Consider the following 18,512-nt stretch of genomic DNA (forward strand, 5'->3'; position numbering starts at 1 on the left):
TAGCAATTTTATTCACAAATCTGTTATTCTTACAAATAAAATATGGTAAACTGAGTTTAAATCAAATTAAAAGGAGTTCACTCATGGATTACCCATTGTTAGAAAACAAATTGCCAGAAACTTTGAAAAAAGTCTGGCGGAAAACCAGCTTCACGACATTACTCATTGCTCTGCTTTTAGGTGTCATAATTACCGGAATATTTTTCTACTTCGACGCTTTGCAAGGAACCTGGCTGATTGTGTCACTAAGTTATTTTGCTTTAGCGATCGTCATTTATTTACTGAATTTTTTACTGATCGATTATCGCTACAACTTCTTCAGATACGAAGTGACGTCAAAAGAAATCATTTTTCAGCAGGGATTTATTTTTCGGTCGATCACTTATGTCCCGTTTTCAAGAATACAGCATATCGAAACAGAACAAGGGCCGTTTTTAAGGCGTGAGCAGTTGATGGAACTTATCATACATACTTCTGCAACAGATCACAGCATTGCCGGTTTATCCATAGAAGAAGCGCAAATGATCAGACAAAACGTGATGAGAAAAGTGGAGGAGACTGATGAGTATGAAGAGTGAACGCCAGAAATTTCATCCTTTAGCCATGATGGTCTATTTCATCCGTGATTTAAAAGCTTGGATTTTCCTGTTTGTACTGTTATTTGTTGATCTGGATGGAGACAGTCTATATCCAATTATTGCGATGAGTGCAATCGTCATATTTATCAGCGTAAAGAGTGGCATCAAGTATCTGACGCATACCTACGCACTTACATCGGATCATATCATTCTATACAAAGGGATCTTCAATAAACGTGAAACGGAAATAACCTATGAGCGCATACAGACAGTGAAACAGCGGCAATGGTTCTTCTTCAAGCCTTTTGACATCACTGAAGTGCTTATCGAAACGGCGAGCAGTTCACCGGGGGAAGCAGAAGCAAGTTTGACAGCAGTGAATCAGAATATTATGCAGACAATCGAACGTTACCGCAGCAAGTCGGCAGATACTCCCGCCAAAGATACTGAATCACCAGATAATACATTTAAACTTAGCCTTAAAGACGTCGTACTGTTTGGACTGACCGACCTCACAGCTATTCTGATCGTATTCACAGCGTTCACTTTTGTTTTGGAATGGTTACCGGACCGTCTCTTTTCTAATCTTGTTTCATTAGTCGGTAATATCCAAGGTGTGCTCATTGTGGGTGTTGTATTTTTGGGTATTGTGATTGTGGCAGGTTTATCCTTACTGAAAAGCTTCCTGCTTTTTTATGATTATAGAGCGCAGCGCGATCACGACACACTGACCATTTCTTATGGTTTGTTTGAAAGGAAAACTCAGAAGATCCCACTGAGTAAAATACAGGGGATCAAAGTCAATAAACAAATCCTAAGAAATCTATTCAAGCGATCATCGGTAGAATTAGTCATCATGGGCGGACAGGAAAGTGAAGGGGAAAGTCTGACTATCAAAAAGGTTTACTTGTTCCCACTGATTTCAAATGAGCAGGTTTATACACGGTTAAATCAGTTTATACCTGATCGAAAAGTAGTCGAGCCGAAAGTCAAAAAAGTTTCGACCGATAAAGTCTGGTATTTCTGGCGATGGAAATTATTGACCGGGGTACCACTTATAGCCATTGCTTTTTATTTCAATATGTTAGTCGGGATTGCCGCTTTACTGCTGTTCTTGACTGTCCTGCTTCTCTCATGGAAGAAAAGTCAGGTTCAAGGCTATACGGTACAAGATAATCGACTGCTTTGTCTTCAGCAATTTGAAGGGTTCACTACCGTTCAATTCTTTATCTTGCAAAAAAATGTTCAAGCACTGTCTTATTCTACTTCCCTAGGCTTGATCAGAAAGAATATCGGACATATCGACCTAACGTTCAAAGAAAACGAGCACCCAATGTCTTATGGCATGCGCTACATTTCTGAGACTGTTACAAAAGACATTCACCATACTTTCTGGAATGCAAGTTGAAATACAAAGTAATCAGGTGAAAATAAAGCTTTGGACGAGGATTTCTCCTATTTTTTTGGTATATTTAAACTATACTTAGTCGATGATCAAAAAGATAGGAGGTCCTTTTTATGAAAAATGTAAGCGTCATTATGCTTTTACTTATAGGGTTATCGACGCTTCCGGGGTGCAGCACGGAGAATAAAATTGAAATGATGAAAACTAAACCTTCGACCTATATACTTATCGAAAGTAATGAAGAAGTTCAGGAGCCCCCACTGAATTATGTGGTCGTACCCAAAGCAGAAACCCTGAGCGTATTATATGACGTTGGAGCAGATTACGAAGATTTCAAACTGGATGAGTACAGTGTCACCGAAAAAATCGTGACACTAGGATTCAATGATCAAGAAGTGACCCTGACAAGTATCTCTGAACAGCAATACGAAGATGCAAACGGGAATGTTTACGAATTGTCTATTGTATCGGATGAAGAATAAAAAGAGGAATAACTCGAAAGTCGCGAATAATAATGAGAGGAGGGAACTTATGACTAACGTGAAGAGCACCTTATTGAGCATTGCCGCAATGATCAGTTTGATAGGGTTAAGTGGATGCAGCGCAGATGACCAGCAAGCCGAGCTTGAGACCAGACCTTTTTCACTCTTACGAATAAAAGATGGAAAGGAAGATACTCAGGCTCCGCGCAATATGCTGGTAAAACCAGAAAAAGAAAAGATCAGTGTCTTTTATACCTTTGAGGAAAATTATGAAAATCATGAACTGGAGGAATTTGAAGTAACGGGAGACACAATCGATATTATTTATGACGACAGAGGTTTGTCTTTGACAGATATAGATAACAGGCAATACGAAGATAAAGAAGGGAATATATATGAACTGAAGTGGATGTCTGAAATTGAACAGAACTAAATAAGCAACCGACTTGATTTGTAAAGTGAATACATAAATGAGAGGGGTGAGAGCAATGAGACTGACAACATTTGAAGACGCCATCGATCCAGTGATCCTTAAAAGAGGCCTGGACTACCGCCGGCGTGAAAAAATCATGACAGTAAAAAAGCAATCAGATACATCATTCGAATTTCAAGTCTCCGGCACAAAAGCTTATATCGTCTCAGTTGTCTTTGATGAAGATCGTGATACGATTTCAAGCACTGAGTGTAGCTGTCCTTATGACAGGGGACCATATTGTAAACATCAGGTTGCCGCGTTTTATTATTTACTTGAGAATAAAAGCGAATACCAGGGGACGATCAGTTACGAAGATCTCCGTCTCAAGCTCTCTCACTTTTACAAAAATGAGCTGATTGGCTTGCTGATCATGCAAATCAAAAAGTACCCCGCCGAAAAAGAAATACTTTTAAATAAATATTATACGCAACGCAACTATCCTGATACGACCTATATCAAACGAGAAATCAGAGAGGTCATCAACTACTACTTTGACACCTATCCAACTGGGCTCAATTCTTTTCATCTCATGGATCTGACCGATGACTTAGGCGAACTAGTCGATACTGCACGAAGGTTAAAAGGGCTTGTTTTCTATTTTGATCTCTCACTCTATTTATATACTGAAATACTGATTCTGAAGTCTTTTACCAAAGATTCAATGGGCAGTATCGATGCCCTGCTCATTTACACACTTCGGGATATAGGAAGGAAATTCACCAGTATCCAGGGCGATACAGACAAAAATAAACAGACTGTCTTCGCCATCATCGAACAAGCCATGCAGGCCCCCGTTTATATGAAACGGCTCACTCACACAGTTATTCTTCTCAGCACCTTTAAAGATCACCTCGTCGAGCCAGGAGCCAGAAAAATATACCTCTCCCTCGTCGACCAGACCATCGAACACTGCCTCACAACGAACGACAAAGACAATTACGAACGATTGAATAACATTAAACAGTATGTTAAAAAGTGGTATGCTGAATAAAGTAATATGGAATAAAAAGTATGCTGACAGACTAGAGTCGAAGTTGAAAACAATATAGGGTCTATTACGTTAACATATGTTTAAGACATATCTAAAATTTATTTTATTTCCTGAATTGAAAGGACAAATAAATATGAGAAAAATAATCGAGGTTGGTTTAAGTCTTTTAGCATTTTTTTGCTGAATGCCTGCTCTGAAACTATCTCAGAGGATGTTACGATTGAAAATATCGAGACTGATAGAGTTCATAATGAAACCTTAAATGAAACACTCGTTAATATTGAAACAGAAGGTGTTTTTATGGTAAATACTGGTGAGAATGCCTATATAATTTTTAACGGGATAGATAGTGAATACAAGAATGTAGATGTTGCTTTAAAAGATAAAGTTCTGCAGATTACTTTTGATAAGAGCGACTCAGGCGAATCAGCAAAACAAGTATATGAAATCGAACCTTACTCATCAGAAAAGTTTGATGCAATACAGTTAATCGAAAACGATAAAGAAACTTATTTTGAAAGAGTATATTCTTAATCATGTTGATATATTTAAGTAGTTTGGAAAAATTTCAGCATAAATAACAAAGGAGTGGTGCCTATGTCAAAGCGCGTTATAACTAATATTGCAATATTACTATTGTTTTTCCTCGGGGGTATATTATTAAGTCAATACTTTAAAACGGGACAAATCGATATGTTAAACGCATTGTGGGACATGATATTATTTCTCGTTCCTTTTACACTCGTTTTATGGTTCTTCCTTAGAAAAAAGAACACATAGTATTTCAAATACAATAGTTATTCATGTAAAGAGGAGAGACCTTATGCCTACTAAAAAATATGAAGAAGTCTTAAATTTCTGGTTCGATCCAGATGTCATACCGCTGCATTTTGCTGATGATCACGACTTTGATGAGAGTATCCGAGAGAGATTTCTAGAGACTTGGGAGGAAGCGTGTGAGGGACTTTTAGTGGAGTGGAGAAAAACGATCAGAGGACGACTTGCTGAAATAATCGTCTTAGATCAATTCTCCAGAAATCTATGGCTAGACAGCAATAAAGCCTACGCTCAAGATAAAATGGTTCTTATACTCGCACAAGAAGCAGTCAATCATCCCGAATACAAATCCTTATCACAGAAAGAAAAGCAATTTATCCTACTGCCCTTTATGCATTCAGAATCGTTAGCCCTTCATGACTGGACGAAACATTACTTTCTCGATCTAGGAAATGAGGAAGTCCTTCGTTTTGAAAAACTTCATCAGGAAGTTCTAGAAAAATTTGGACGCTACCCCAATCGGAATAGCGCCTTAGGCAGAGAATCAACATCAGAAGAGTTAAGGGCTCTTGAAATAAGTAAGAATGGTTTCTATAGTTAAAATCAAATAGTTCATGAGTTTATAACTCTTTTAGGGCGTACTCCGTTATATCTTCATGAAATATGGAAGACGTATTAAAAACACACCATCTCAGGACATTGAACACAATTTTTCTCTCTTTCTTTAGCAAGCTTAAAAACAATGAAAGTCTGGAAGAATAAAAGGCGATAAAGTTAAAAACTTATATTGCCAACTCTAAAAACAGCAGAAGAAAGGCGGAAGTTATATTTACCAAACTATGCATAATGATAGCAGGGATGATGCTTCCGTTACTCTTTTTCTCAGTGATGAACCCAAAAATATATCCCATCACGCCTGAGTTTACCATCATTAAGTAAAACTCTAACTGAGATGTTCCGCTAAAAGTCAAATAATGAGGGATCATGAAGATGACAGATTGAAGAAAGTTTCCTGTATTGAATCCAAGCTTTTCTATCAATCGTTTACCGATGAATCCCCTGAAAAACAACTCTTCACTTACTCCTGTCTGGGAGCCGATCAATATGGCAGAAAGTATTATGACAAACACTGAGCCTGTTGCATAGGCTTCGGCTAATAAGGTCGTCATTATTTCACCTGTTGAAATAATGATTACAGCTATTATCAATAATGAAAAAGAATAAGCTAAGCTCGTTAATTTTAATGCAGAAAGAAAACTTCACTCAGGTGGTTTGGTGAAACCTAAATAAGTCCCGATACCTTTTAATCTTCGGTACTTTATGAGGTACCAGGTAAATGGGATAAACGCAAAAACTATAATGGTTAAAATAGCATTGATACTTTGGTTAATTAAAACATTCATTATAAGTTTTCTTCCTTTCGCTGTGCACACGACTCAATGATCGATTTAATTTTCTCATAATTGAAATTACCACAAATGAAACTATAGCAAAATCAGCTTAAACAAAAAGATTGGTCGAGCACTGGTTTATAAAAAGTAGCGTTTTTGGTCTTAAGTTTACAGTTATCTAATATCCTAAGAAAAACAGGAAGAATAATAAAGGAGAATACGCATATGAGCAAGGACAATAATTCCGAAGAAAAGAAGGAGAAGACTAATTATATTGCTCTAGGAATTAGTTTAGGCGTTGCAGCGGGAGCAGCATTTAAAAATATAAGTATGGGTCTAGCGCTAGGTGTTGCCATTGGGGCAGGTCTGGAAGCCGTAAATTCGAAGAAGAAAGATGGATAAAAAATAAGCGTTTGGAAGTAGCGAAGACATTATTAGTTGGTCGAGATGGTAAACCATTAGTGTATAGTGAGCTTTAAAAAAATTTACACAAACCGTTTAAAAATCTTATCTATAGAAAAAACTCGACAGTATCGCTTCCGATTTTTAAATATTGTAAAATCTGGTGTATTATAGGTTGCATAAATAATGGTAATCTATTTTCAAAGGAGAAAATATCTTAATGAGTTTCAAAAAACATATCAATTACTGGATATCTTTTATCGTAATTTGGTTGTTACTAGTATTAGTACTCTTATACGTAAATGAAAACGTTAATAATTTTTTGGCGATTGTATTAGGAGGAATATTCTCGTGGATATTTATGTCTTACATCGATGATATAAGGGAGAGTAGCAGAAAAAAGGATTAGGAAATAGGCATCGAAATGATCGGAAAGTTAGAAAGGAATTATTATGTCTTGAATAACTAATTTAGTTACTCTCACTTCGTTATCTGAAAAAGTTGTTGCAGAGGCAAGTCTTTCTGCTTATCCGTAGGATGAAATTGAATAAAGTCACATTGAATTAGAAGAACAGAGTATAGAAGACTTAAAAATTGTCAATGGGATAATTGAAAACGAAATATCAGTATAAAATAATTAGTACTTTTACCTGATTTGTCTTAGGGTAAATTTATCTTTTTAGTATAAGTTTTTAAACCAACAACCGAGTATTACTATTCCCTTATTATTCACGAATTCATGGTAATACCAGACAGACTGATTACATTAGAAGTGGAAATTACAGTATTTTTAAGAGGTGAAGAATGTGGAGTTGTTTCGTTCGTTATTGAATTTTATTATTCAAAACTTAGATATTCCAGCAATCATATTGCTTTCTGTAGCTGTAGTATTATTGAGTGTAGAGATCAACAAACAAAAACAGAACATTGAAAACTTGAGCAAGAAAGTCAAACAGCTAGAGAGAAATGGTTAAAGTTAATTTCTCTCTATGATCTTATGAAAAATGTGATAACTGTCAAACTATTTCTTAAATGATTAAAAAGATGGATCAATGATACCTGAATTCTATTGGTGCTTTGACGATTCGTTCATAGTGCTTTCTTTTATTGATCACGTCACTTCTTTGCATAAAGAGTATGGAGAAGGCTTCCCATAAAAACACCCAGCTGCCCACTGATAGATTCAACAAAAGTACCTGCTGGAAAAGATTCCCGCCATCGGCACTTTGCAGATAAGTCGTTAAGATAGTGAAGGAAATGGATACGACGATATAGACAAATGACTTGTTTCGATTTCGCTTAGAGTGTTTAGTCGTCAAAAAATAACGATAGTTGAAATGGTTACGCACACCATTTCTGATCGTCTTTTCCATTTCACTATCTTTTTTTTCATCCTGCATATTGAAAATGAGCTTTATTTTCTTGTTTGAATCGATCTCAGAGGAGAATTCATCTAAAAATGCTTTCAGACTGGAATCCAGGTCTCTAATATTGTATACAGAAGAATCCCAGGTGTTGAATACTTCATCGTAATCCTTTAAAGCGATATCGATGATATAATCACCTGAATCTGGATCGATCGTATAGAATTGGTCTAAAAAATTGGTCTTCATAATAGAATCCTTTCTTAGCATTAAATTTTCTAATAAAGTCGAAGAGTGACTGTTTAACACGCTTATCTAGACTACATAGTTAGATAGAGCATCTCTGATTATAATTCCTGCTCGCACAGTTTAACAAACATTTTACCGTAATTTCAAAACGTTGGTTCTGAAGCTAGTTTAGTTCAAATGAGGAAGAGGATATATATGAGTAAAAACCTTCGAGATGACGAACGCGAGAAAAAACATTTGAAAACTAAGGAGCGCTTGTATGTGGGCGTCTTTATGTTGATAACCATTGTGCAGGTCTGCTCATCATCAGTTTTTTTACGCTCTTATACTTCAGTATCAGAAATTCGTAAGTTCTGCCCTTTAAATGAATAAGAGATTTCGACTAAACTGCATGTATTTTCAGCCAAACATCATTGTCTAATCCATCACAATATAGTAAGATTTGTCTAATACTTATTATAAGACTCCGTTGTTTAAATTAGACGGGAGCTTTTAATGGAAAGTATTAGCATTATCTCAATTACATATCCATAATATTATTAAATCAAAAAGGAGCGCATTTATGCTAGCAGTGAGTCATTTAACAAAAACGTATAAAAAAGTAAGAGCCGTCGACGACGTAACATTCACTATAGGTCAAGGAGAAGTGGCCGTACTGGTTGGGCCAAACGGAGCCGGGAAGTCCACCACCATAAAAAGTATTGTCGGGCTTTTAAGATTTGAAGGAGAAATAAGCGTTGATACATATAACAACAAAGCCATACAGGCCAAAGAGTCGCTGTCTTATGTTCCAGAGCTGCCATCACTCTTTCCACTACTGACTGTGCGTGAACATATCGAATATATGGCCATGGCTTACGGGAAAACACCGGATCAGGAAAAACTGAGTGCACTGCTGAAGCGCTTTGATTTAGAAGACAAACAGGACAAACTGGGGGACGAACTCTCCAAAGGAATGATGCAAAAGGTAAGTATCTGTGCAGCAGTGATAACGGATCCCAAGGTCATTATTTTGGATGAACCGATGATTGGTCTTGACCCTAAAGCAATCAAAGAAATCAAACATTTGATCCTTGAACTGAAAGAAGACAATAAAACAGTGATGATCAGTACCCACATGATCGAAATGATCGAGGATCTCTGGGACCGCGTTATTTTTATGAAAGAAGGAAGGGTTATTGAAAATATGACGCGTAGAGATGCTGATCACAGTGATCTGGAAGAGTTGTTCTTCAAGATAACAGGTGAGAGCGATGAATAACTCTCTAGTATTCCTTGCGAAAAAGTCCTTCGTTAATTTTTTCAAGAAATCACTTAAGAAACCATTAAAAGCTATCGGAATGTTACTCGTCGCTGTCTACTACATTTTCCTTCCTTTTATAATGAAAGGCTTTCTTTCAGATATTGGGTTAAATACGACGTCAGGTTTTGTTCTCCTTGCGAGTCTTGGGACCTTATACTTAACCATGCCCGTCACATTATCTTACTTTAAAAGAAAAGGCGTGAATTTCAAAAAGCAGGATGTCAATTTTATCTTAGCAAGCCCAACGTCGCCAAAGAGTGCATTGATTTACGCCTTGTCGAAAGAAGTTTATATCAACTTGGGCATGCAAGTGATGTTTTTCATCGCTGCGGTGTTTGTTTTCGAAATTCCATTGATTACCAGTTTGCTTTATATTCTAGTCAATCTGGTGTTCTCAAATTTACTAAGCTATAGCTTAGCTATTATTATGTACGCGAGTGAAGACATTACGCTCAAACAAAAGCAAGGCATAAAACGAACCGTCTACGTTATACTAGCAGGCTTTACGGTATTCTTGTTAACAACAGTTATCAGCCAGACGGTGGAATCAGGTTTTGATTTGTCCTATGCTACCTCGGTCGTAACGTCTCCAATTGTCCTTTTGATCCCTATATTTGGCTGGCAGCTCGGGTGGTTGAACCTGATCATGCTGGGTTTGACACCGGTAAGATTGATTGCGACTGTGTTATTCTTTGCTGCAGCAATCGGTTTAACTTACTACGCCTATAAAATGAAAGTGTCTGGAGAGTACTACGAAGATGCGCTGTCTTTTTCAGAAAATGTCGCTTTACTTGAGAGTAAAAAGGGAGATATCTCTCTTTCAGAAGCCTTTGGTAAAAAGAAAAAGAGCTATGAATATAAAGGTAAACTCAAAGGATTTAAATCACATGTTATTTTCCATAAACAACTGATCGAAAGGCGTCGGTCAAAAAAGTATTTCTTAGCTTTTGGAGATCTCTTTTATTTAGTCGCTGGAATCGGACTAGGACTTGCATCGATTTTCATCAATGACTTTATCGATCCAAATTATTACTTTGAAATCATGATCGGTATCAGTATCTACTTATCCATCTTTTTCAAGCCAGGTTCTGACTGGAAAAGTGAGTTTAAAAATCATTATCTCTTTTTAATGCCAGACTCCCCACTAAATAAGTTGTTCAATGCCAGCTTACTGGAACATGTAATGTCGGCCATTCGCGCTGTCTTTTTAGCCATACCAGCAGGCTTGCTCATGGGGGCATCGTTTTTGGAAATCTTTTATGCGGTCAGTTTACAGATTTTATTAAAAGTGATGATGACGTATGTGTCAATATTGATTGAAGCAATTATTGGGGCCAGAATCGGTAAAACATTGGCAGGCTTCATCAATATCCTAGTATCCATTATTATCATGATTGTTCCTTTTTTTGCATTGATTTTTATTGGGAGTATCTCACTCTTTTATAGCTTCCTGGCTGTTTCTCTTTACGCTGTCATCGTTACCCTTTTATTTTTATATCTCTCTTCAATCAATTTGAAGAATATCGAAAGCCTGGATGAGTAGAAGGCGACTGAGGAAAGCTAAAAACACTTCAAATAGTAATCTTTTAAATATTATTGGAGTGTTATCCATGATAAAGGAGGGATCATATTGAGTAAGAAGGCGTTTCATATATACAACATTATTATTTTTCTTTTGTTACTAGCATTTAACACGTTAGCTTTGTTTGGAGCTGTGATAAGCGAAGGTGGCGTGTATTCATACATATGGCTTACTACTGGACTTTCATTTGTGTTTTGGGTCATTTGTTATATTGTTCAATTTCTACGTTCCGATAAAGCCTGGCGAATATCCTGGTTTATCATTATGCTGGTCTTACTATTTTTCTGGCAAACAGGACTTGGTGCAAGTGTGAGTAAAATGATTGTTTAAAACCAATCATAACATTTTACCCCAAGATATATATAATCTCTGATTTTTAAGCTTCTATTATATATAGTATATTCTACTAAATCCTTCGTGAGATTGAGTTCGTCATAAGTTAAATTGAGTAGTACTCTTCATAAAATAAAAAAGGTGAGAGTAATTTAGCTTTGGTTTGTTTAGGTATCTCATATTATTTACCCTATCTTAATCTAGATAGGGTAAACTTATAAATTTTAAAGAATATTAAGATTTTAAAGTTGGATTAGTAATGAATTAGTCTAAAGATAAAAATTTGAATCGGCTTGTCATATTATTAATTAAGTCATACCAAATTATTAAATTTAAAAATGAGGAGATGATAATGTTGAATCGAATCAATATTATTTGTTTGGGCGTAAAAGATATAGGGAAATCCATTCAGTTTTATCGGGATGGGCTGGGTTTCAAAACTGAAGAAAAAGATAAGGATCCCAAAGTTATATTTTTTAACACATCTGGAACAAAACTGGAACTCTTTCCTCTTGAATCATTGGCTCAAGATATCGATGAGAATAACCCTCCTAAAAAAACAGGTGGTTTTAGTGGGATTACCCTTGCTTATAATACGAAAAGCAAGGAAGAAGTACACGAAGTGATTGAACGTGCCAGGAAAGCAGGCGCTACAATAGAAAAAGAGCCACAAGATGTCTTTTGGGGAGGATACCACGCTTATTTCTCAGATCCTGATGGGTATTATTGGGAAGTGGCTTGGGGACCAGATTTTACTTTTGATGAAAAGGACATGTTAGAGATATAGCCTAAGAACACGTTTAGTTAAGTATGATTGAAAAAACCTCAGTCAGGAAAGGGGTTAATCAGATTAATTTTTTAAAGAAAATCAATCGTTCAGTCAGCTATGTAGGGTATTTGTTTATCGCAAAGCCATCAATGGTTTTTTTGCTATTTATTTGCCAGAAGACAACCCAGGAACACCTCTAATAGCTTGGATTATTTTATTTATTACTGGGGGGATTATTGTAGGTCTTAAAACACTTAGGTTTCCTCAAAAAGAAAGATTAAAGGTAGTAATTTACGATTTTATACACATACTGTTGGACATCAATTTTATTTTGAAACAGGGGACATTTAGATGAAGGTGGACTATGAATAATAAAATTAACACTTTAGAACAAGAAGAAGATACAATTAAAAATGTTTTAAAAGACTTGGATATAACGATTAATAATAACTATTTTAGAGCGGAAAAAGGCGTTCGACCTGCTCTTCATAAATTATTTTCCTACAGTATGATATATTTAGGATATATCATGAAATTTTATTATCTAACTTTTACTAGTGACCAATTAATATTGGTTGCAGCACCTGATTCACGAGGTGCAGTTAAAGAAAATATTACCAGGATAAAGTATGAAGACATAGAAAAATTTACTGTGGAGAAAAAATTCATAAAATACTGTATTCAATTTGAATACGGCAGTAAACAATATTATTTTTATATTGATGCTGACGGAGCGTATTCTTTTACAGGTCTTAATACCTCAGATATTAACTTTCACTCATTAGAAGAAAGAAATTTTATGGGGTTATTAAACAAGTGAAACCTTCTATAATAAAGATACACGTATAGAATAACCTCTGTTTTAAAAGGAGCTTTATTTTATGAGAAAGAGTAAACTGTTTTGGGTCTTCTTAATTGCCTTGATTTTACTTCGAGTAGTTTGGGTTTTACCCATAGGGCAATGGCTTGATCCTATTCTTGATTTGTCGAGTGTAAATATGCTTGTCATCTTAATTCTCACCATTTTATTCTGGGGTTTGCTCTATTGGTATTTTGGAAACCGACGTAACTAAAGTAAGTTCGTTACAGAAATACTGACAAGGTAGAGAATTCTTATTACTCCCACTCTCTAAAAAGTTTAGCTGTAGCCCAACCAATAGACTTTGCTGCTGTAGCGTGTGGTAAGGTCTTTCATATGAATAGGGTGCAAGGATTAGAAATAATATAAGTCGATTATGACAAAGTTGACGTATAGATGTTAGAATAAACCTGAGGACCTGGTCAGACTTATACGAGTCGTCTCGAACATAAAAGGTGATACATACTAGTGAATAAATTTAAACTGAAACAGGAGTGAAAGCATGGACAATTTTGATCGATCAGAAAAAAAGTTTATATCCTTCAAAAAATCGTTATTGTACAGTTTATTAATAAACAGTGCTATTCCTTTAATGAGTGGCGTGTACTCTTCCGATGGTATTAATGTAGTAGTTTTGATCTGCATATTAATAGGAGCAAGCATATCTACGCCGATTCTTTACTACTTTATAAACCGCAGAAGCTTTAAACCAATGAAAGTACTTTATTTTCTTTTAATGATGTTTCTCAATGCGTTCCTATCTGGTTTATTTGCTTTACTTACACTCTATTTTTTAAATCTTCTGGAGTTGCTTTGATTAAAGTATTATCAGAAATGTGTATTAAAAAGGTCATCACAAATATAATGGACGAAAGCAAAGTAACTGTTAAGTTTTGATCTTATTATTTAATTACAAATAACAAAGGAGTATTCCAAGTGAAAAATAACTATTCTAAAATAGCCAAAAGAATCTCGATAATCTCTATAATGGTTATCATCATTGGTTATTTTCTATGGACCATTCTGTTCCCAATACAAGATATCAATACGCTAACTGATGCAGAACTTTTAACCACACAAAAACAGCTTGCTCTGAATTACTCTCTTGGACGATTTTTACTTTATCTAGGGTTTGCTGGCTTTATAGGTTCATCTCTATATTTAGTTGTGAAGACAATACAAAAAAGAAGCAGACCAAATCGTTAGATACTTTGTTGCAACAATCATCAATTGTTTCGAGGTATATACAAAAAGGGGGCTAAAGTTTATGTCAGAAAAAGAAAAAAGAGAAAAGTTAATGGATGCAATGAGTGCTGCCTACTCAGATCCTGAAGTGAAAAAAGAGCGGTATATTCACCAACTGATTCTGGATTTGGCCAAACAGTTAAATAAAGGAAAAGATGCCCATGCTGTGTACTTTCATCTCAGCCAGGAACTCCGAGGCTATGCTTTAGGAAATAATTCCAAGATGCCCGAATCCTTAAGTAATCTCTATGAATTGGCACGGGATAATCAGCAGGATTACAGAAAAAGTTACTTTAAGCCCTTTTGGAAAAATAAAGATGAGGTAGTGTGATAATAAATTAAACCAAAAAAGCATTTAGGAGAGGGGGGGAGTAATGAACGAACAACAAAAAGAACAAATAATCAATGCATTAAGTACCGCTTACTCAGATCCTGAAGTGAAAAAAGATCCGTATATGCATCAAGTATTACTTGATGCTGCAAAACAACTGACTAAAGACTCGGACCACCGAACAGTATTTGTTCGACTCAGCAAGGAAATCAGTCATTATTCTTTAAGAAACAATTTGAAAACACCGCAGTCTTTGAGTAATTTATATAAGCTGGTGAAAAAGGAACATGAATCGTATAGTGGGACCATCGCGGCTACAACAGTGTGGTGGGGGAAATAAGGAATGTCTAAACTATTAGTTACATAAGGGAGGAGAGTAAAAAGTGGATTTTTTCCGTTAATTTCTTAGCTTTATTATTGAAAACTTAGATGTGCCCGCAGTTATACTTCTTTCTGTATCTGTAGTCTTATTAAGCGTAGAAAGTAATAAACAAAAAAAGGAAATCGAAAAGCTAAATAAAAAGGTTAAACAACTGGAAAGCAATTAATGCAACAAAAACCGATAGTTTAAAACGATAAAGACTGTTTGAAACAAGAGATTTAACGGTGTAAAAAGTGGGCAAGTTTTTAATTTTATATAGATATACTTGATTAAGATATTTATAGAATTTATTTGTGTAAACAATCACATTGTGCTAGAATTATCGATAATACAATTAATACTTTAAAATTTAAATCAAAAAAGGAGATAATATGACGGCAACGATCGCAATAAATAATGTAGGAAAGACCCTTAATAAAAAGAAGGTTATCAAAGATCTCTCACTGAATGTCAACGCAGGAGAAGTGCTTGGGCTTTTAGGACCTAATGGGGCAGGCAAAACGACGCTTATTCGTATGATCGTCGGACTGATTGAAATAACAGAAGGAAAAATCAGTGTCTGTGGCAATGATGTGGCCACAGAACACAAAGAGGCGTTAGAAAATATTGGTGCAATCGTCGAAAATCCAGAGATGTACCCGTTTTTTTCAGGTCAAAAAAATCTTGAGTATTTTGCACGTATGCATACCAATGTGACGAAAGAGAAAATTGCAGAACTCGTGGACTTTGTAGGCTTGACGGATAGAATCCATGATAAGGTGAAAGATTACTCATTAGGAATGAAGCAACGTCTTGGCATTGCACAGGCTTTAATGAATGATCCCAAAGTGCTGATCCTTGATGAGCCGACAAACGGACTGGATCCCGCTGGCATGCATGAATTAAGACGCCATGTCCGTATGCTTGCAAAAGAGAAGAACGTTACAGTGATCGTGTCGAGCCATTTGCTGAGTGAAATCGAACTCATGTGTGACCGCATCGCCATCATTAAACAAGGCGAACTGATAGCGGTAGAAAATGTTAAGGAAGAAAAGAAACAGCGTTATCATCTCAAAGTCTCAGATATAGACAAAGCACAGACTTTGCTTGAAGAGCATTTCGAACAGTCAAGCAAGATAAGTGAAGATAATTTAATATTTGCTCTACCACCGACGCTTCATGATGTTTCCGCAATCGTTAAATTGTTCGTGGAAAATGACATTGCGATATACAGTGTGGAACCGAAAAACCATTCACTCGAAGATCGCTTCATGTACCTGACGCAGGATAAGGGGAGGAAATAATGATACAACTTATAATTAATGAATGGCAGAAAGTCTTTTCAAGAAAAAACAACATTATTATCATGATCTTTATTATCGGTATTGCGGCAATATTCAGTCTCATGCCTTTACTTTTTAATGATGATCAAGCCATCGATACGAGTACATACGGTGAAAATTGGGAATATGAAGTGACCCAGCAAATCACCACTTTAGAAAATGAAACAGAAGCCATCCTTGATCAGGGAGAGGAATTAGACTTCAGTCAAAGTATTACTGTCAGTATTAATGAAGACGAAATACAGCGCCTGAGTTATCATTTAAACGAGGGGATTGAACCGCCGGCCGTCAATGATTTTTACAGCAGATTAGTCGACGCTTCCAGTTTGAACGCGCTGATTGGTATTTTCGTAACGATTATAGCGAGTGCAATGGTGTCCAAGGAATTCTCAATGGGAACGATTAAATTACTACTCATTCGTACCCAATCCCGGACCAAAATTTTGACATCTAAATACATCACCACGGTTCTTTTGGCGTTCTTTTATTACGGACTCTTATACCTTTCGACGGCTATTTTCGCACTGGTCTCCACGGATATGAATCCAACATCAGACTATGTATTTATGACGGTATACGGAAGCTATGAGCATGCTCCCTTTATTAGTTACTTTTTGGGACTAGTTGGCAGTAACTTGGTATATCTGGTTATTATTGCAACCCTGGCCTTTATGTTGTCTACGGTCACACGAAACACCTCACTGTCACTCGGGACGACGCTAGGCACAATCTTTTTAGGGACGGGAGTAACGAGTTTTCTGGCTACAAAAACGGATTTGGCAAAGTATTTGATCACAGCTAACTGGAGTCTGGAGAATTATCTACCGGGCCAAGGGGCGTTTATTGAAGGACTAAGTTTACCATTTTCTATGACCGTCATTATTGTCTACATTGCTTTGTTTTTAGGCGTCGCCTACTATGTGTTCAATAAAAAAGATATTTTGTCTTAGTTGTAGAAGTAAGAGGAAAATTGAATAAGTATATTACACACTATAAAAATGCTTCTTTTAATCTACTATGCTCCATTGCTTAATAAATTGAAAAAAGACTACTGCCAACGACTTGTCCTGAAGGGACTCGCGGATGGCAGTAGTCTTTTAAATAGGGCGTAAGTTAAGCCATGTCTCAGGTTAGATAATAGCTCTATTATTTATTGTAGTGCATTCAGTTTTCTATATGGCGTGGTTTTCGATTCGTTTAATTAGCTCTTTTACTTTTTCTTCAATTAAATTTCTTGTTTCCCTGAAATCTTCAATGGTCCCACCAGATGGGTCGTCAAGTCCCCAGTCTTCTTCAAGCTTTGAAGGAACGAAGGGGCAATTAGCTTCACAGCCCATAGTAATCACAATATCGATATCACTTGGTATATCTGTCAGCAACTTGGGATAGTGAGCTGCCATTGAAATCCCTCTTTCTTTCATAACTTCAACAGCGAGTGGTTTTACCTCAGGATATTCTTCCACTCCCGCAGAATAACTATCAAATAAGTCTCCACCTAATTCCTTAGCCAAACCTTCAGCCATTTGTGATCGACAAGAATTGTGCACACATACAAACGCTACTTTATATTTCATTATCTCATCCTTAACCCTTTCTTTTCCTTCTTCAATTTTATCCTTCTTTACACAAAGATCACTGCGTCAAACTGGTTTATTTTTCAATTAAATAACGATATAGTCTTCGTTATCTCTGATGAATACTGAATCGATCTGATAATAAGTTCATTGTGCCTTTTTCATGATATTACAATGTCTTCATTTCTAAGCTTAGTTAAATGTCTCGATACGTTCGATTGAATCATATTCAAAGTTGCTTCAATTTCGTAGATACATAACTCATACTTTGGAGTAAAAATAATTCTTCTCAATCGGTTTTCATCATTAAAACTTCAAATGAATGTTCCAGTGGTCTATTCCTCGTATATTCGATTATACTCATATGCCAGGGTTGTTTCCAATGTTTTTCAAGAGAATTTACTAATTTATAGCGATATAGTCAGTGAGTTTGTTTTAATAGAAGCACCTTTAAAGATAAATTCGATTCTATGTTTAACTAAACTAGGCATGTCTTGTTTAAGTATTTCATCTATTCAATATAACAATTCGATCAAAAATATATAATCATTTTAATTATAAAAAGGGGGATACTTTGTGCTTAACGCTGTTGTTATCCTTTGATATCAGATAGACATTTTGATAAAATGACAGTTAATTTAAATGAGTTTGGATTTTAAAAAAACCTAACACAATACTATTTAAAAAGGAATGTTCAT

At 35.9% G+C, this 18,512-nt stretch carries 22 protein-coding genes; 18 read left to right on the forward strand and 4 right to left on the reverse strand.

Annotated elements, in window-relative coordinates; genetic code table 11:
* Positions 1 to 83 precede the first annotated feature (83 nt).
* From AKA01nite_RS01550 to AKA01nite_RS01580, 7 genes are all read left to right on the forward strand, one after another.
* Positions 84 to 578 carry a PH domain-containing protein gene (locus AKA01nite_RS01550; protein ID WP_146923113.1) on the forward strand — a complete coding sequence of 165 codons (495 nt, stop codon included), beginning with the start codon at positions 84 to 86 and terminating at the stop codon, positions 576 to 578.
* Positions 562 to 1,986, forward strand: a complete 1,425-nt coding sequence (locus AKA01nite_RS01555) for a PH domain-containing protein (RefSeq protein ID WP_146923115.1) — start codon at positions 562 to 564, stop codon at positions 1,984 to 1,986. The genes AKA01nite_RS01550 and AKA01nite_RS01555 overlap by 17 nt, the downstream gene beginning before the upstream one ends.
* Before the next feature lie 110 nt (positions 1,987 to 2,096).
* Positions 2,097 to 2,465 (forward strand): hypothetical protein, encoded by a 369-nt coding sequence (locus AKA01nite_RS01560; RefSeq protein WP_146923117.1) that lies wholly within the window; start codon positions 2,097 to 2,099, stop codon positions 2,463 to 2,465.
* Positions 2,466 to 2,514: 49 nt separating this feature from the next.
* A complete protein-coding gene (locus AKA01nite_RS01565) occupies positions 2,515 to 2,898 on the forward strand; it encodes a hypothetical protein (protein ID WP_146923119.1) in 384 nt (127 codons plus the stop codon).
* Positions 2,899 to 2,953: 55 nt separating this feature from the next.
* A complete protein-coding gene (locus AKA01nite_RS01570) occupies positions 2,954 to 3,931 on the forward strand; it encodes an SWIM zinc finger family protein (protein WP_186805052.1) in 978 nt (325 codons plus the stop codon).
* A 300-nt stretch (positions 3,932 to 4,231) separates the two neighbouring features.
* Positions 4,232 to 4,465, forward strand: a complete 234-nt coding sequence (locus AKA01nite_RS01575; RefSeq protein WP_146923123.1) for a hypothetical protein — start codon at positions 4,232 to 4,234, stop codon at positions 4,463 to 4,465.
* 289 nt (positions 4,466 to 4,754) lie between these two features.
* Complete coding sequence (locus AKA01nite_RS01580) at positions 4,755 to 5,309, forward strand: DUF924 family protein (protein ID WP_146923124.1); 555 nt, start codon at positions 4,755 to 4,757, stop codon at positions 5,307 to 5,309.
* 181 nt (positions 5,310 to 5,490) lie between these two features.
* Here AKA01nite_RS01580 and AKA01nite_RS01585 read toward each other — a convergent pair whose 3' ends face one another.
* Positions 5,491 to 5,877 (reverse strand): CPBP family intramembrane glutamic endopeptidase, encoded by a 387-nt coding sequence (locus AKA01nite_RS01585; RefSeq protein ID WP_146923126.1) that lies wholly within the window; start codon positions 5,875 to 5,877, stop codon positions 5,491 to 5,493.
* A gap of 447 nt (positions 5,878 to 6,324) precedes the next feature.
* Between AKA01nite_RS01585 and AKA01nite_RS01590 the strand changes: the two genes are divergently transcribed.
* Complete coding sequence (locus tag AKA01nite_RS01590; RefSeq protein WP_146923128.1) at positions 6,325 to 6,501, forward strand: glycine zipper domain-containing protein; 177 nt, start codon at positions 6,325 to 6,327, stop codon at positions 6,499 to 6,501.
* A gap of 1,049 nt (positions 6,502 to 7,550) precedes the next feature.
* Here AKA01nite_RS01590 and AKA01nite_RS01595 read toward each other — a convergent pair.
* Complete coding sequence (locus tag AKA01nite_RS01595) at positions 7,551 to 8,114, reverse strand: hypothetical protein (protein WP_146923129.1); 564 nt, start codon at positions 8,112 to 8,114, stop codon at positions 7,551 to 7,553.
* A 562-nt stretch (positions 8,115 to 8,676) separates the two neighbouring features.
* Here AKA01nite_RS01595 and AKA01nite_RS01600 point away from each other — a divergent pair.
* The 10 genes from AKA01nite_RS01600 (at position 8,677) to AKA01nite_RS01645 (ending at position 17,190) form a co-directional block, all read left to right on the forward strand.
* Positions 8,677 to 9,375, forward strand: coding sequence for an ABC transporter ATP-binding protein (locus AKA01nite_RS01600; protein ID WP_146923131.1), 699 nt, complete (start codon positions 8,677 to 8,679; stop codon positions 9,373 to 9,375).
* Complete coding sequence (locus AKA01nite_RS01605) at positions 9,368 to 10,960, forward strand: putative ABC exporter domain-containing protein (RefSeq protein ID WP_146923133.1); 1,593 nt, start codon at positions 9,368 to 9,370, stop codon at positions 10,958 to 10,960. The genes AKA01nite_RS01600 and AKA01nite_RS01605 overlap by 8 nt, the downstream gene beginning before the upstream one ends.
* An 87-nt stretch (positions 10,961 to 11,047) precedes the next feature.
* Positions 11,048 to 11,329, forward strand: coding sequence for a hypothetical protein (locus AKA01nite_RS01610; protein ID WP_146923135.1), 282 nt, complete (start codon positions 11,048 to 11,050; stop codon positions 11,327 to 11,329).
* Positions 11,330 to 11,687: 358 nt separating this feature from the next.
* Positions 11,688 to 12,119 (forward strand): VOC family protein, encoded by a 432-nt coding sequence (locus AKA01nite_RS01615; RefSeq protein WP_146923185.1) that lies wholly within the window; start codon positions 11,688 to 11,690, stop codon positions 12,117 to 12,119.
* A gap of 346 nt (positions 12,120 to 12,465) precedes the next feature.
* Positions 12,466 to 12,921: a hypothetical protein gene (locus AKA01nite_RS01620; protein WP_146923137.1), complete on the forward strand. Its 456-nt coding sequence runs from the start codon at positions 12,466 to 12,468 to the stop codon at positions 12,919 to 12,921.
* A gap of 975 nt (positions 12,922 to 13,896) precedes the next feature.
* Complete coding sequence (locus AKA01nite_RS01625; RefSeq protein WP_146923138.1) at positions 13,897 to 14,166, forward strand: hypothetical protein; 270 nt, start codon at positions 13,897 to 13,899, stop codon at positions 14,164 to 14,166.
* Positions 14,167 to 14,227: 61 nt separating this feature from the next.
* Positions 14,228 to 14,536: a bacteriocin immunity protein gene (locus tag AKA01nite_RS01630; protein WP_146923140.1), complete on the forward strand. Its 309-nt coding sequence runs from the start codon at positions 14,228 to 14,230 to the stop codon at positions 14,534 to 14,536.
* Between the two features lie 43 nt (positions 14,537 to 14,579).
* Positions 14,580 to 14,876, forward strand: a complete 297-nt coding sequence (locus tag AKA01nite_RS01635) for a bacteriocin immunity protein (RefSeq protein WP_146923142.1) — start codon at positions 14,580 to 14,582, stop codon at positions 14,874 to 14,876.
* A 413-nt stretch (positions 14,877 to 15,289) separates the two neighbouring features.
* The gene (locus AKA01nite_RS01640; protein WP_146923144.1) at positions 15,290 to 16,201 is read left to right on the forward strand and encodes an ABC transporter ATP-binding protein; all 912 of its coding nucleotides are present in this window, start codon (positions 15,290 to 15,292) and stop codon (positions 16,199 to 16,201) included.
* Positions 16,201 to 17,190, forward strand: coding sequence for an ABC transporter permease (locus AKA01nite_RS01645; protein WP_146923146.1), 990 nt, complete (start codon positions 16,201 to 16,203; stop codon positions 17,188 to 17,190). Before AKA01nite_RS01640 ends, AKA01nite_RS01645 begins: the two co-directional genes overlap by 1 nt.
* A gap of 222 nt (positions 17,191 to 17,412) precedes the next feature.
* Here AKA01nite_RS01645 and AKA01nite_RS01650 read toward each other — a convergent pair whose 3' ends face one another.
* Together AKA01nite_RS01650 and AKA01nite_RS09450 are read right to left on the reverse strand one after the other, a co-directional pair.
* Positions 17,413 to 17,817: an arsenate reductase ArsC gene (locus AKA01nite_RS01650; protein WP_222592458.1), complete on the reverse strand. Its 405-nt coding sequence runs from the start codon at positions 17,815 to 17,817 to the stop codon at positions 17,413 to 17,415.
* A gap of 158 nt (positions 17,818 to 17,975) precedes the next feature.
* Positions 17,976 to 18,107: an ArsR family transcriptional regulator gene (locus AKA01nite_RS09450; protein ID WP_146923150.1), complete on the reverse strand. Its 132-nt coding sequence runs from the start codon at positions 18,105 to 18,107 to the stop codon at positions 17,976 to 17,978.
* Between the last annotated feature and the right edge of the window lie 405 nt (positions 18,108 to 18,512).

The sequence above is a fragment of the Alkalibacterium kapii genome (genome assembly GCF_007988865.1).
In the GTDB taxonomy this organism is placed as follows: domain Bacteria; phylum Bacillota; class Bacilli; order Lactobacillales; family Carnobacteriaceae_A; genus Alkalibacterium; species Alkalibacterium kapii.